A 12,742-nucleotide genomic window follows, 5' to 3' on the forward strand; every position below is an offset into this window, starting at 1 on the left:
TGCGACCAGAAAGTCGGCCTGGACTACTACCGCCTCACGGCAGACCGACGCCTGCTGTTCGGCGGCGCCTGCCACTATTCCGGCCGCGACTCCAAGGACATTGCGGGCTACATGCGGCCCCAGGTATTGAAGGTGTTCCCGCAACTGGGCAACGTGCGTATCGACTACCAGTGGGGTGGCATGATCGCCATTACCGTCAACCGCTTTCCCCAGGTCGGGCGCCTCAGCCAGCACCCCAATGTGTACTATGCCCAGGGCTATTCCGGGCATGGGCTGAACGTGACGCACTGGACGGCGAAACTGCTGGCCGAAAGCATCGCGCTCGGCCACAGCAAGGGGCTGGACGTGTTCAGCGCCGTGCCACACCTGACCTTCCCCGGCGGCAAGGCACTGCGCTCGCCACTGCTGGCACTGGGGATGTTGTGGTATCGATTGCGGGAGGTGCTGGGGTGAGTTCGCCGGGAGCTTTGCGGCGCCGGTGAGACCGAGCGCCGCCCGCGCGGCGCTTCGCAGCACAAGGCTGCTCCTACATCTGTTTCGGGCCAATAACGCCTGCACCAACGCGCGCGACCGCCTTGTTTGTCCAACACGATATCGAGGTGGACGCCAAGGGCGCGCGCGCCTTTGCCTCAGGAATAACTGGCCAGAAACAGATGTAGGAGCAGCCTTGTGCTGCGAAGCGCCGCGCGGGCGGCGCTCGATCTCACAGGCGCTGCACATACTGCGTCGGACCCTCAGCCGCCCCTCCGGTTTGCCGACAGGCACTGTACAGATACCCCTCGAACTGCTCGACAATCGCCGGCCAGCCCTGGTGGCTGGCGTGCTTTCGCGCATTCAGGCGCACCCGCCGTAACGTTTCTTCTTCCTCCAGCAACCAGCAGGCTGCATCGATGAACGCTGCCTGATCCCCCGGCATGGCCAGTGCGCCGCTATGACCATGGCGAAGGTGCTGCGCAGCGGCTGCCTCGTCATATGCGACCACCGCCAACCCCGAGGCCATGGCTTCGAGCACCACATTGCCAAAGGTTTCGGTCAGGCTCGGAAACAGGAACAGGTCACCGCTGGCGTAGTGTTCGGCCAGTACCTCGCCACGCTGGGCGCCACAGAACACGGCATCCGGTAGCTGTTGTTGGAGGGAGGCACGCTGTGGGCCGTCCCCCACGACGATCAAGCGCAGGCGTTTGCGAGGAAAAGTCTTCTGCAGGGCCTGCAGGCTTGGACGCAGCAAACCCAGGTTCTTTTCCGCCGCAAGCCGCCCGACATGCAAGACGGCGATGTCATCCGGCCCAAGCCCCCAGCTTTTCCGTAATGCCGGGCTGCGCCGGGCTGGGTTGAACAGGCAGGCATCGACCCCTCGGGCCAATAGCTCCAGGCGTTCGAAGCCACGGCGTTCAAGCTCCAGGCGCTGGCTGAGGCTGGGAACCAGGGTGATTGCCGTGCGCCGATGGAACCAGCGCAGGTAGTGGGTGAGCAGGCGCGTCAGCAGGCCCAGCCCGTACTGGCCGGAGTACTGCGGGAAGTTGGTGTGGAAGCCGCTGACCACCGCTACCCCCAGGCGGCGGGCCGCGCGCAGTGCGCTGAGCCCAAGCGGCCCCTCGGTGGCAATGTACAGCACATCCGGGCGCTGCCGACGCCAGCGACGCAACAGCTTGTGCATCGACACCTCGCCCCACTGCAAGCCCGGGTAGCCAGGCAATGGCCAGCCACGGCACAGCATCAGGTTCGGGTCGTTGTGCAGCGGTGCTTCACCGGCCTGGCGCGGGCGCACCACTTCAATCTCATGGCCGCGTTGGCGCAACCCTTCGCTGAGCCGGCCAAGGGTGTTGGCCACGCCGTTGATCTCGGGCGGGAAGGTTTCGCTGACCAGGGTAATGCGTAGGGCGGGTGTATTCATGACAAAAAGTGTCCGCCTGCTGGATTGCGTCGATGTGACTGAAATGTGACATACAAATGACGCCTGATCGCCGACGCTTTTGGCCTTGTGAATTTTTCCTTGTACGGGTGCTCAAGAGGGGGCACCGGCAGCCGATGAAGATGCATCAGACGATGCGCTCCAGGAGAGCGGTGATGTTCAACAACAAGCTCAAGCAAGAAATCCGGCAGTTGCGCGAAGACCTGATGTCCATCGAACAGGTCAAGAGTAGCCTCGACAGCGAGATGCTGGTGCTGCAACTCGACCCCCAGGGGCGGATCGAGATGGTCAACGGCAACTTCGAGAGCGAGATGCTCTACCGTGCCGAACAGTTGCTTGGGCGCAACATCGAGGACATCGTCCCCGCCCATGTGAAGACGCTGGATTTCTACCAGCGCATGAAAGGCGCAATCAGCCGCGGTGAACACCTGAACGGTGCATTCCGCCTGCTGCGCGGCAATGGTCAGGAGGCCTGGTTACGGTCCATCCTGCAGCCAGTCAAGAACAGCGAGGGGCGCATCAAGTATTTCACGCTGCATTCCAGCGACCTTACCCGCACCATCGAGACCTCCCGCGAGCACGAAAGCCTGATCAAGGCGCTGATGCGCTCCACCGCCGTGATCGAATTCGCCCTGGATGGCACCGTGCTCACCGCCAACGAACGCTTCCTGGCTACCCTCGGTTACCGCCTGGAGCAGATCCGTGGCAAGCATCACCGTATGTTCTGCGAGCCGGAGGAGGCCAACTCGGCCGGCTACCAGGCATTCTGGGACAAGCTGCGCCGTGGCGAGTTCGTTGCCGAACGCTTCAAGCGTATCGATGCCCATGGCCGGGTGGTCTGGCTGGAGGCTTCGTACAACCCCATCTTCGATGCCCATGACGTGCTGTACAAGGTGGTCAAGTTCGCCACCGTCATCACCGACCAGGTCAACCAGGAACTTGCGGTGGCCGAAGCGGCAGATGTCGCCTACAACACCTCGCTGGGTACCGATGCCAGCGCTCGCAAGGCCACTGATGTGGTTACCCAGAGTGTCAGCGTGATGCGCGGGCTGGAAGCTTCGATGCAAGAGGCGGCAGAGGGCATCCAGGCGCTGGATACCCAGTCGCGGGTGATCGGTTCGATCATCAAGACCATCAGCGACATTGCCGGGCAGACCAACCTGCTGGCGCTGAACGCGGCCATCGAAGCGGCCCGCGCCGGCGAGCAGGGGCGTGGGTTTGCCGTGGTTGCCGATGAAGTGCGCCAATTGGCCTCGCGTACCAGCACCGCCACCGAAGAAATCGCCCGGGTGGTGCAGCAGAACGAACAACTGGCCCAGGCAGCTGTGGCGATCATCGACACCAGCAAGCGTCAGGCCGAGCAGGGGCTGGCACTGGCGGACGAGACAGGGAGCGTGATTGTCGAGATCCAGGACGGGGCGAAGCGGGTGGTGGATGTGGTGGGGCAGTTTTCCAGCCGGTTGGGGCAGTAGGACCAAGACCAGACACAGTCTGCTTTTTTGTAGGAGCGGCCTTGTGTCGCGAAAGGGCCGCAAAGCGGCCCCAGCAATTTGTGCATTAGTGCTGATATCCTGGGGCCGCTCTGCGGCCCTTTCGCGACACAAGGCCGCTCCCACAGAAGGCCGCGCAAGGTCCGAGAGTGATCAGTTGCGCTCCCGCACCCAGAACAACGTGGCCCCGGCCACCGCCGCCGGCATCATCAGCACGTTCACCAGCGGTATCATCAACGCCAGGTAGGTAATCCCGCCAAAGCCCAGCGACTGCCAGCGCTTCTGGCGCAGCCAGGCGAGCATGTCCTGCCAGCTCATCTTGTTGTTGTCCGCCGGGTAGTCGATGTACTGGATAGCCATCATCCATACACCGAAGATCAGCCATAGCGGCGCCGCCACCACGTTGACCACCGGGATCAGCGACAGGATGAACAGGCCGATGGCCCGCGGCAGGAAGTAGCCCAGCTTGCGCATTTCACGGCCGAAGGTACGTGGCACCATGGCCATCAGTTCGCCCCAGCTGAACGCCGGGAAGTTGTCCTGGCCACGCACCACCACCTCGACCTTTTCCGCCAGAAAGCCATTGAACGGCGCGGCTATGATGTTGGCCACCAGGGTGAAGGTGAAGAACACCATCAGCACCACCAGGGCGACGAACAGCGGCCACAGGATGTAGGTGAGGAAGCTCAGCCAGCTCGGCAAGCTCGGCATGAGGGCGTCCACCCACAGGCTGAACTGATGCCCGGCGAAGTAGATCAGGCCGCCGAACAGCAGCAGGTTGACCGCCAGTGGCAGCAGCACGAACAACCGCAGGTTCGGGCTCAGCACCAGTTTCAGGCCTTCGCGCAGGTACTGGGGGCCAGAGAGTACAGGGGCTTGCATCGAGAAACTCCGCAGAGAAGGGAAACGCGCTGACCTTACCGAGTTTGTCGCGCCGACGAAAGGCGGGCAGCGAGTGGGAAACGGGCTGTAACAAAAGCAACAAGGCTTGGCTATCGATGAAATCGCTGAATAGACGATGGCTATGAGGTGGATTGTCGAAGGATATTTCCTTAATCTTTGCGACCTCGCTACAGTGCGCTCAACTTTCTGCTTTCCGGGCCTGCGCGTTGTAGCCTTCCCCAAGTGCTGCGTGGGTCCTTTTTAATTTCCAAGCTGGCGCAGCCGGTACACGATGCCGGCCCTGCGGCCCGCTCGACAGGAGTTCGACATGTCTGAAGTACGTCATTCGCGCGTCATCATTCTCGGTTCCGGCCCTGCCGGTTACAGCGCCGCGGTATATGCCGCCCGTGCCAACCTCAAGCCGCTGCTGATCACCGGCATGCAGGCTGGCGGCCAGCTGACCACCACCACCGAAGTCGACAACTGGCCGGGCGACCCCCACGGCCTGACCGGCCCGGCGCTGATGCAGCGCATGCAGGAACACGCCGAGCGTTTCGAAACCGAAATCGTCTTCGACCACATCAACGCCGTCGACCTGGCCAACAAGCCCTTCACCCTGCAGGGTGACAGCGGCAAGTACACCTGCGACGCGCTGATCATCGCTACTGGCGCCAGCGCCCGCTACCTGGGCCTGCCGTCGGAAGAAACCTTCATGGGCAAGGGTGTTTCGGCCTGCGCCACCTGCGACGGCTTCTTCTACCGCAACAAGCCGGTTGCCGTGGTGGGCGGCGGTAATACTGCCGTTGAAGAGGCGCTGTACCTGGCCAACATCGCCAGCAAGGTGACCCTGGTACACCGTCGCGATACCTTCCGCGCCGAGAAGATCCTGGTCGACAAGCTGCACGCCCGTGTGGCCGAAGGCAAGATCGAGCTCAAGCTCAACGCCACCCTGGACGAAGTGCTGGGTGACAACATGGGCGTGACCGGTGCGCGTCTGAAGAACAACGATGGCAGCAGCGACGAAATCAAGGTTGACGGCGTGTTCATCGCCATTGGCCACACCCCGAACACCTCGCTGTTCGAAGGCCAGCTGACCCTCAAGGACGGCTACCTGGTGGTCAACGGCGGCCGTGAAGGCAATGCCACCGCCACCAACGTCGAGGGCGTGTTCGCCGCCGGTGACGTGGCTGACCACGTTTACCGCCAGGCCATTACCTCGGCCGGTGCCGGCTGCATGGCGGCGCTGGATGTCGAGCGTTACCTGGACGGGTTGGCCAACGCTTCGTTCTGATCCGAGAACGCCGGGGCTGCTTTGCAGCCCATTCGCAGCACAAGGCTGCTCCTACAGGGCGTACGTAACCCTTTGTAGGAGCAGCCTTGTGCTGCGAATGGGGCGCAAAGCGCCCCCCAAAAAAACCGGCTCAAATGGCCGGTTTTTTTGTGCTCGCAATCAGCTTACAGGCTCAACCGCATCGACAGGTCCACCGCCTTCACATCCTTGGTCATGGCACCAATCGAGATGTAGTCCACCCCAGTCTCGGCAATTACCCGCAAGGTCGCCTCGTTGACCCCGCCGCTGGCTTCCAGCTTGGCCGTGCCCGCAGTGATGCGCACTGCTTCGCGCATTTCTTCCAGGTTCAGCTCGTCGAGCATGATGATGTCGGCACCTGCGGCCAGTGCCTGGCGCAGCTCATCCAAGCTTTCCACTTCGATTTCCACTGGCTTGCCCGGCGCAATGCGGTGCGCCGCCGCCACGGCCGCCGCCACGCCGCCGCTGGCGGCAATGTGGTTTTCCTTGATCAGGAAAGCGTCGTACAGGCCGATGCGGTGGTTGTCGCAACCGCCACAGGTCACTGCATACTTCTGCGCCAGGCGCAGGCCCGGCAGGGTCTTGCGGGTGTCCAGCAGGCGCACCTGGGTGCCTTCCACCAGGTCGGCCAGGAAGCGCGCACGGGTGGCGACCCCCGACAGCATCTGCAGGAAGTTCAGTGCACTGCGCTCACCACTGAGCAGCGAACGCGCGGGGCCCTCCAGATGGAACAGCGGCTGGTTGGCCGTGGCGCGCTCGCCATCCGCCACCTGCCAGTGCACGGCCACGCGCGGGTCGAGTTGGCGGAACACGGCATCGACCCAGGCGGTGCCGGCGATCACGCAGTCTTCGCGGGTGATGATGGTCGCCTTGGCCAGGCGCTCGGCCGGGATCAGCTGCGCAGTGATATCGCCACTGCCGATGTCCTCCAACAGCGCGCGGCGCACGTTGGCTTCGATTTCAGCGGTCAGGTCGGCAAGGCGTAGGTTCGGCATGGTCGGCTCCACAAGCTAGATGCCGGCGATTATAGGGCAGGGGGCCGGTGTGTACAGTCGCCTTGGCGATGACCTTTGGTCGGCCGGTGTGAGCAAGCGGGGTAAATCAAGGTCATTAGCCAGCCAGTGAAACGGCGCTGGCAGCTGTGCGGGTTTTTACCGATAATGGTGACCAGTATTTGGCGTCATGACTTTGACGATCTTCAGCCCTTTCGGGCGAGACACCCTGCAAGGAGTACGGGATGCAAAAAGAAGGCAAGGTGGTGGCCTTGGCGGCAGCCATCGATCGAGGCGGGCGTGCGCCTCTGCCTTGCCTTCCGGTGTTGCTCCTGCAGGTGCGCGACAAGGCCGCCTTGCAGTTGCGTCAGGGCTTGCAGGGCTTGTTCGACAACGCCGACGACACCCTCTTCGAGATGGCCGACAAGGCCTTCGACCGCGCTGACCAGAACCTGTATTTCGAGGCCATGCGCGACCTGCGCCTGAAGCGCAAGAGTATCGAGCGCGGTTTTCTCGACACGTTCCATGATGCCTTTGCCCGTATCGGCCAGGTCGACCTGCTGGCGCACTTGGTCGAGCCGGGCAACCTGCGCAGCAAGGCCCAAGTGGAAAGGGCCGCCGCGATCGAAGGCATGGTCGCGCGGGTGCTGTCACGAGACGGCATTGCCCTGCAGCAATTGGGCCTGCGCTTGCAGGTACTGCTCGACCGCCCCCTGCAGGAGCAGCACAACCCGTTGGGGCCCGCGGCGCTGTGCGGTTACTTCCTCGACGCTGGCCGCAACCTTGGGGTTGGCCTGCGGGTCAAGCTGGTCCTGCTCAAACTGTTCGAGCGCTATGTGTTGCGCGATGCCGACGTGATCTATGGTGAAGCCAACCAGTTGCTGGCCGCCGCTGGCGTGCTGCCCGAGTTGCCCTCGGCACCGCGCCGACGTGCCGAAGACCGGCGAATGAGTGCACGATGTGGGCCGGCGAACCTGGGGCACGAGGTGGGCGCGGACGCGGCAGGGCAGGCTTTCTTTGCCTCGTTGCAAACACTGCTGGCCCCGATGCGTGGGCAGTTCGCGCCTCGTTTGCAGGCGGTGGCCGCTGCCCAGCCAATCAGCACCGCCGACCTGTTGCGCCTGCTTTCGCATTTGCAGCATTACGTGCCCGCTACCCATGAGGTCGACGATTTCGAGCTTGGTCAGCAGCTTGAACAATTGCTGTTGCGGGTCAGCGTGCGCAGCGGCACACGACGGCGCATCGACGTGGCTGATGAGGACATGATCAACCTGGTTGGTCTGCTGTTCGCCTTCATCCAGGGCGACGACAACCTGCCGGACAGCCTGCGTGCGCTGATCGGGCGTCTGCATATTCCGCTGCTGAAAGTGGCCCTGCTGGACAAGGGGCTGTTCAGTCGTGCCAGCCACCCGGCCCGCCGGCTGCTCAACGAGATTGCTGGTGCGGCAATTGGTTGGGAATGTGGCGGCGACGGCATGCGCGACAGCCTGCACCTGCGGGTGGAGCGTATCGTCCAGCGCCTGCTCAATGATTTTGCCGAAGATGCCAGCCTGTTCGCTGAACTGCTCGAAGACTTCCTCGCTTTCAACCAGGACGAGCGGCGGCGCAACGAGCTACTTGAACAACGCACCCGCGACGCGGAGGAAGGGCGTGCCCGAACCCTGCAGGCCCGGCAGCAGGTGCAGCACGTACTCAACCAGCGCCTGCGCGGCCGGTTATTGCCGCAGGTGGTGGTACAGATGCTGGTGCAGGCCTGGAGCCAGGTACTGCTGCTGGCCTGGCTCAAGCAGGGTGAGGCATCCCAGGCCTGGCGGGACGCCTTGCAGACGATGGACACGCTGCTGGCCAGCATCACTCCGCCGCATGAGCCGCATGCCTTGCTGCAGCAGGTGCCGGGCCTGCTCAAGGCACTGCGCCATGGCCTTGCCAGCGTGGCCCTGGACTCGGCAGCGACCCGCGAATTCTTCCTGCAACTGGAGCAGTTGCACCTGCGTGCCTGCGCAGGTGAAGCGATGCAGTCCGGTGGTGAGGGCCAGCCCCTGAGCGAGGTGCTGGTGGCCGAGGACATCGTCCTGGCGATTGCCGAAGAACCCGCTTGTGCCCCGTTGCAGTTTGCCGACGGGCAGGCTACGGCCGTGCGCCAGGTGCAGCGCCTGCGTATCGGTACCTGGGTCGAGGTGCTGGATGAGGACGAGCCGCTGCGCTGCAAACTGGTGGCGCGCATCGACAGCAGCGACCGGCTGGTGTTCGCCAACCGCACCGGCATGAAAGTGCGCGAATGGAACGGTGCCAGCCTGGCCTTGGCACTGCACCGGGGCGATGTGCGGGTGCTGGATGATGGGCTGCTGTTCGAGCGAGCGCTTGAGGCGGTGCTCGACGGGCTGCGGCGGTAGGCACAACTGTCTTGCGCAATCTGAAGCTGGCACGATCTCTGTGGGAGCGGGCGTGCCCGCGAAACAAGCGCCGCGGTGGATGGCACCGGCTGCGCCGGTGTTCGCGGGCACGCCCGCTCCCACAGCATTACAATCATTCACATGCAAACGGCATTGGCCACAGGGCATACTGATGCTCTGTTCACGGCGTTTTCAGGATCTGCCCCATGCAATTGGACCGTGCCACTGGCTGGTTCCACGGAATCGGAATCACCCACTGCCCCTCGCCGAACTTCAATGCCCGCCCCGAAGGCGAATCGATTTCCCTGCTGGTGATCCACAACATCAGCCTGCCGCCTGCCTGCTTCGGCACCGGCAAGGTCCAGCAGTTCTTCCAGAACCGCCTGGACCCCAATGAACACCCATATTTTGCCAGCATCAACCACCTGACCGTGTCAGCGCACCTGTTCGTCGAGCGTGACGGTGCGGTGACCCAGTTCGTGTCGTTGCTCGACCGCGCCTGGCACGCCGGTGTGTCGTGCTTCGACGGGCGTGAAGGCTGTAACGATTTCTCCATCGGTATCGAACTGGAAGGCACCGACGACCTGCCTTATACCGATGCCCAGTACGCGGTGCTGGAGCAACTTACCCGGCACATCCAAGGTGCCTGGCCGGCCATCGACCTGGGCCGCATACAGGGCCATAGCGACATAGCGCCACAGCGCAAGACCGACCCCGGCCCGGCCTTCGACTGGCCGCGCTACCGACAGGCGCTGCAGCAGAACGAGGACAAGGCATGAGTTTTCTGGTGTTGTTGCTGGCGCTGTGGGTCGAGAAGTTCTCGGCCTTGCGCCATCAAGTGCAGCGCGACGGGTTCTTCCTTGGCGAACTGGTACGCCTGGAGCGCAGCGGCAAGGTGCACCCGTGGTGGACGCTGGCCATCCTGGTATTGGCACCGGTAGTGCTGCTGGTGTTGCTGCTGCATGTGCTGGACCCGGTGGCGTATGGCTTGCTGGCGTTGCCGGTGCACCTGCTGGTGCTGATCTACAGCCTGGGCCGCGGCGATGCCAAGGCATCGTTGGGGCCATTCCGCGATGCCTGGCGGCGTGGTGATGACCAAGCCGCGCTGCACGTGGCAGAGCGCGACCTGGGGCTGGTTGCCGACGAGCCGCACAGCCTGTTGGTGCGGGTACAGGGCAACCTGCTGTGGCAGGTGTACCAGGGCTTTTTCGCGGTGATCTTCTGGTACTTCGTGCTGGGCCCGGGGGCCGCCCTGGCCTATCGCCTGCTGGCACTGTGTGGCGAACACAGCAAGCAACCGACGTTGAATGCCCGTGCCGAGCAGCTGAGGCACATCATGGACTGGCTGCCTGTACGGGTGCTGGCCTTGAGTTTTGCCCTGGTAGGCAACTTCCTCGCGGTTACCCGGGTAATGCTGCACGAGGTGCTCAACTGGCACATCAGCGCCGCACACCTGGTGGCGCGGGTCGGGCGCATTGCCGATGATATTCCCGAGGAAGAAGACAGCCAGCGCGGACTGGGCCGGCTGGACAGCCTGTGGGAGTTGCTGCTGCGCTGTGCGGTGCTGTGGTATGCCGGGTTTGCGCTGTGGACGGTGCTGGTCTGAAGACTGACGCATTTTCATTGTGGGAGCGGCCTTGTGTCGCGAAAGGGCCGCAAAGCGGCCCCAGCAATTCATGCGGTGGGGCTGAAAGCCCGGGGCTGCTGTGCAGCCCTTTCGCGACACAAGGCCGCTCCCACAACAATCGCGGTCACCTTGAACTTACCAGCCAAACAACTCACAAGCATTGCGGGTGCTGGCTTCAGCCAGCTCCGCGACATCCACCCCCATCACCTGCGCCAGCGCCACGGCAATTTCCGGCAGGTGCTCAGGGCTGTTCCGCACCCCTGGGTACATCGCTGGCGCCATGTCCGGCGCATCGGTCTCCAGCACCACGCTGTCCAGCGGCAACCGCGCCAGTGTCTTGCGCAGTCGTAAGGCCTGCGGCCAGGTACCCGCGCCGCCGAGCCCAAGCCGGAAGCCCAGCTTGATGTACTCGCGGGCCTCTTCATAACTGCCGGCAAATGCGTGAATCACCCCCGCCCGCGCCGGCTTGTAGCGCTTGAGCGTGGCGATCACCTGGGCATGGCTGCGGCGCACGTGCAGCAGGGCGGGCAGTTCGAAGTCGCAGGCCATCTGCAGTTGCGCTTCGAACAGCGCCTGCTGGCGTGCCTTGTCCAGGTCTTCGAGGTAATAGTCCAGGCCAAACTCGCCCACGGCACATAGCCGCGGGTCGCCGTGCAGGCGCTCCAGCCATTCGCGCAGCTGCGCCAGGTGCTCCGGGCGATGCTGGTCAAGGTAGATCGGGTGCAGGCCGAGCGCGGCGAACAGGCGCTGGTCGGCACAGGCCAGGTCCCACACCCGCTGGAAATTCGCCTGATACACCCCCAGCACCACCATCCGCTCAACCCCGCGCGACGTCGCGTTGGCCAGCAGTCGCGGGCGGTCGGCGTCGAAGTCGGGGAAGTCCAGGTGGGTGTGGGTGTCGATCAGGCGCATGTTCAGGCCGCTGTAATGCGTTGCTTGAAGGTTCGACCGACGGCATGCACGCCAGGTTCGTAGCGTTTGTCCTCGATCGCGGCCAGTGCCAGTTCCAGCGCGGTGGCGGCAATCAGGCCATGCTGCTGGGCCATGGCATTGACCGGCAGCGGCAGGAAGTCGAGCAACTGGTTGTCGCCAAAGGTACCCAGCTGCAGATGGCGCGAGTCGGCAGGGCGCGCCTGCAGGGTGTCGAACACCCCTTGCAGCAGCACGTAGGAGGTGGTCACCAAGGCATCCGGCAGGCCACCGAGATCGTCGATCAGTTGCTGCATCAGGCGCTGGCCGCACTCACGGCTGAACGCTTCGCCCTGATAGCGGCGAACCTCGCCGGCATAGCCTTGCAGGGCTTCGTCGAAGCCGCCGGCACGTGCCTGGCTGACTGACAGCTCGGGGCGTGCGCCGATCAGTGCGATACTGCGCGGGGCGGCGCTCAACAGGCTGGCGGCCAGTTGGCGGCTGGCATCGCGGTCGTCGCTGATCACCGAGCAGAAGTGCGCAGGGTCCAGGCGGCGGTCGATGGCGATCACCGGCAGGCCTTTGTCCTGCAGTTCGCGGTAGCTGTCGTCTTCCGGCGGCAGGCAGCTGGCGACGAACAGTGCGTCGCAACGGCGGGCGCGGAACAGCTGCTGCAACTGGCGCTCGCTGTCGGGCTGGTCGTCGCTGCTGGCGATCAGCAACTGGTAGCCGCGGGCGCGGGCACCTTGCTCGAGCTGCTTGGCGATGCGGGCGTAGCTGGGGTTCTCCAGATCCGGGAGAATGAAGCCCAGGGTGCGGGTATGCCGGCTGCGCAGGCCAGCGGCCTGCGGGTTGGGGGTGAAGCCGTGGGCCTCGACCACCGCGCGTACCCGCTCGACAGTACTGTTGCTGATGCGCTGCTGTTCGGCCTTGCCATTGATGACGTAGCTGGCAGTGGTCACGGACACACCGGCCAGACGGGCGATATCGCTGAGTTTCACCGAATTTTCCTTGTTATTACCGGGGCTGGCTGTGAGCCCTGACCGGGTAGTTTGACCCGGCGAGGGCGCCACGCGCAGACGACCATTGTCGCAATTGTCCGACAGGATGGGGCTTTTTCCTCGGCAGATTATCGAGTAACGTGGCCGTCTGGTCAGATTAATCGTTTCAGCTGCCGAATTTTCTGCCTCGGCTGCCATCCGTGCAAGGCTGTTGAACTGGCCGTTCA

10 protein-coding genes and 2 pseudogenes are annotated in these 12,742 nt (G+C 63.7%); 7 read left to right on the forward strand and 5 right to left on the reverse strand.

Annotated features, from left to right (window positions below; genetic code table 11):
- Positions 1-453: NAD(P)/FAD-dependent oxidoreductase (locus JV551A3_RS05765; protein WP_133978429.1), on the forward strand; the 453-nt coding region annotated here is incomplete at its 5' end.
- A gap of 250 nt (positions 454-703) precedes the next feature.
- Here the strand turns inward: JV551A3_RS05765 and JV551A3_RS05770 are convergent.
- Positions 704-1,894 carry a glycosyltransferase family 4 protein gene (locus JV551A3_RS05770; RefSeq protein WP_133970291.1) on the reverse strand — a complete coding sequence of 397 codons (1,191 nt, stop codon included), beginning with the start codon at positions 1,892-1,894 and terminating at the stop codon, positions 704-706.
- Between the two features lie 302 nt (positions 1,895-2,196).
- Here JV551A3_RS05770 and JV551A3_RS31335 point away from each other — a divergent pair.
- Positions 2,197-2,790: pseudogene (locus JV551A3_RS31335) on the forward strand (PAS domain-containing protein); the annotation flags it as partial.
- Between the two features lie 234 nt (positions 2,791-3,024).
- Positions 3,025-3,384: pseudogene (locus JV551A3_RS31340) on the forward strand (methyl-accepting chemotaxis protein); the annotation flags it as partial.
- Positions 3,385-3,555: 171 nt separating this feature from the next.
- Here JV551A3_RS31340 and cysZ read toward each other — a convergent pair.
- Positions 3,556-4,284: a sulfate transporter CysZ gene (cysZ, locus tag JV551A3_RS05780; protein ID WP_133970293.1), complete on the reverse strand. Its 729-nt coding sequence runs from the start codon at positions 4,282-4,284 to the stop codon at positions 3,556-3,558.
- Positions 4,285-4,612: 328 nt separating this feature from the next.
- On the opposite strand from cysZ, the gene trxB reads away from it, so the two are divergent.
- Entirely contained in the window at positions 4,613-5,575 is a 963-nt protein-coding gene (trxB, locus tag JV551A3_RS05785) for a thioredoxin-disulfide reductase (RefSeq protein WP_025337720.1), read from the forward strand.
- Between the two features lie 164 nt (positions 5,576-5,739).
- Here the strand turns inward: trxB and nadC are convergent, their stop codons facing one another.
- On the reverse strand, positions 5,740-6,588 hold the full coding sequence (gene nadC / locus JV551A3_RS05790) for a carboxylating nicotinate-nucleotide diphosphorylase (RefSeq protein ID WP_133970294.1): 849 nt from the start codon (positions 6,586-6,588) through the stop codon (positions 5,740-5,742).
- Positions 6,589-6,830: 242 nt separating this feature from the next.
- On the opposite strand from nadC, the gene JV551A3_RS05795 reads away from it, so the two are divergent.
- From JV551A3_RS05795 to ampE, 3 genes are all read left to right on the forward strand, one after another.
- Positions 6,831-8,978, forward strand: a complete 2,148-nt coding sequence (locus JV551A3_RS05795) for a DUF1631 domain-containing protein (RefSeq protein ID WP_133970295.1) — start codon at positions 6,831-6,833, stop codon at positions 8,976-8,978.
- A gap of 206 nt (positions 8,979-9,184) precedes the next feature.
- Complete coding sequence (gene ampD, locus JV551A3_RS05800) at positions 9,185-9,757, forward strand: 1,6-anhydro-N-acetylmuramyl-L-alanine amidase AmpD (protein ID WP_133970296.1); 573 nt, start codon at positions 9,185-9,187, stop codon at positions 9,755-9,757.
- Positions 9,754-10,584, forward strand: coding sequence for a regulatory signaling modulator protein AmpE (gene ampE, locus JV551A3_RS05805; RefSeq protein ID WP_133970297.1), 831 nt, complete (start codon positions 9,754-9,756; stop codon positions 10,582-10,584). Before ampD ends, ampE begins: the two co-directional genes overlap by 4 nt.
- 156 nt (positions 10,585-10,740) lie before the next feature.
- On the opposite strand, the gene JV551A3_RS05810 is transcribed toward ampE, so the two are convergent.
- Both JV551A3_RS05810 and cra read right to left on the reverse strand, forming a co-directional pair.
- The gene (locus tag JV551A3_RS05810) at positions 10,741-11,517 is read right to left on the reverse strand and encodes a TatD family hydrolase (RefSeq protein WP_133970298.1); all 777 of its coding nucleotides are present in this window, start codon (positions 11,515-11,517) and stop codon (positions 10,741-10,743) included.
- 2 nt (positions 11,518-11,519) lie between these two features.
- On the reverse strand, positions 11,520-12,515 hold the full coding sequence (gene cra, locus JV551A3_RS05815) for a catabolite repressor/activator (protein ID WP_133970299.1): 996 nt from the start codon (positions 12,513-12,515) through the stop codon (positions 11,520-11,522).
- Between the last annotated feature and the right edge of the window lie 227 nt (positions 12,516-12,742).

The organism is Pseudomonas inefficax (genome assembly GCF_900277125.1).
Lineage (GTDB): Bacteria > Pseudomonadota > Gammaproteobacteria > Pseudomonadales > Pseudomonadaceae > Aquipseudomonas > Aquipseudomonas inefficax.

Coding starts and splice junctions, on each gene's coding strand:
- JV551A3_RS05770 (WP_133970291.1), bottom strand. CDS start 1,894: ATGAATACACCCGCCCTACGCATTACCCTGGTCAGCGAAACCTTCCCG.
- cysZ (WP_133970293.1), bottom strand. CDS start 4,284: ATGCAAGCCCCTGTACTCTCTGGCCCCCAGTACCTGCGCGAAGGCCTG.
- trxB (WP_025337720.1), top strand. CDS start 4,613: ATGTCTGAAGTACGTCATTCGCGCGTCATCATTCTCGGTTCCGGCCCT.
- nadC (WP_133970294.1), bottom strand. CDS start 6,588: ATGCCGAACCTACGCCTTGCCGACCTGACCGCTGAAATCGAAGCCAAC.
- JV551A3_RS05795 (WP_133970295.1), top strand. CDS start 6,831: ATGCAAAAAGAAGGCAAGGTGGTGGCCTTGGCGGCAGCCATCGATCGA.
- ampD (WP_133970296.1), top strand. CDS start 9,185: ATGCAATTGGACCGTGCCACTGGCTGGTTCCACGGAATCGGAATCACC.
- ampE (WP_133970297.1), top strand. CDS start 9,754: ATGAGTTTTCTGGTGTTGTTGCTGGCGCTGTGGGTCGAGAAGTTCTCG.
- JV551A3_RS05810 (WP_133970298.1), bottom strand. CDS start 11,517: ATGCGCCTGATCGACACCCACACCCACCTGGACTTCCCCGACTTCGAC.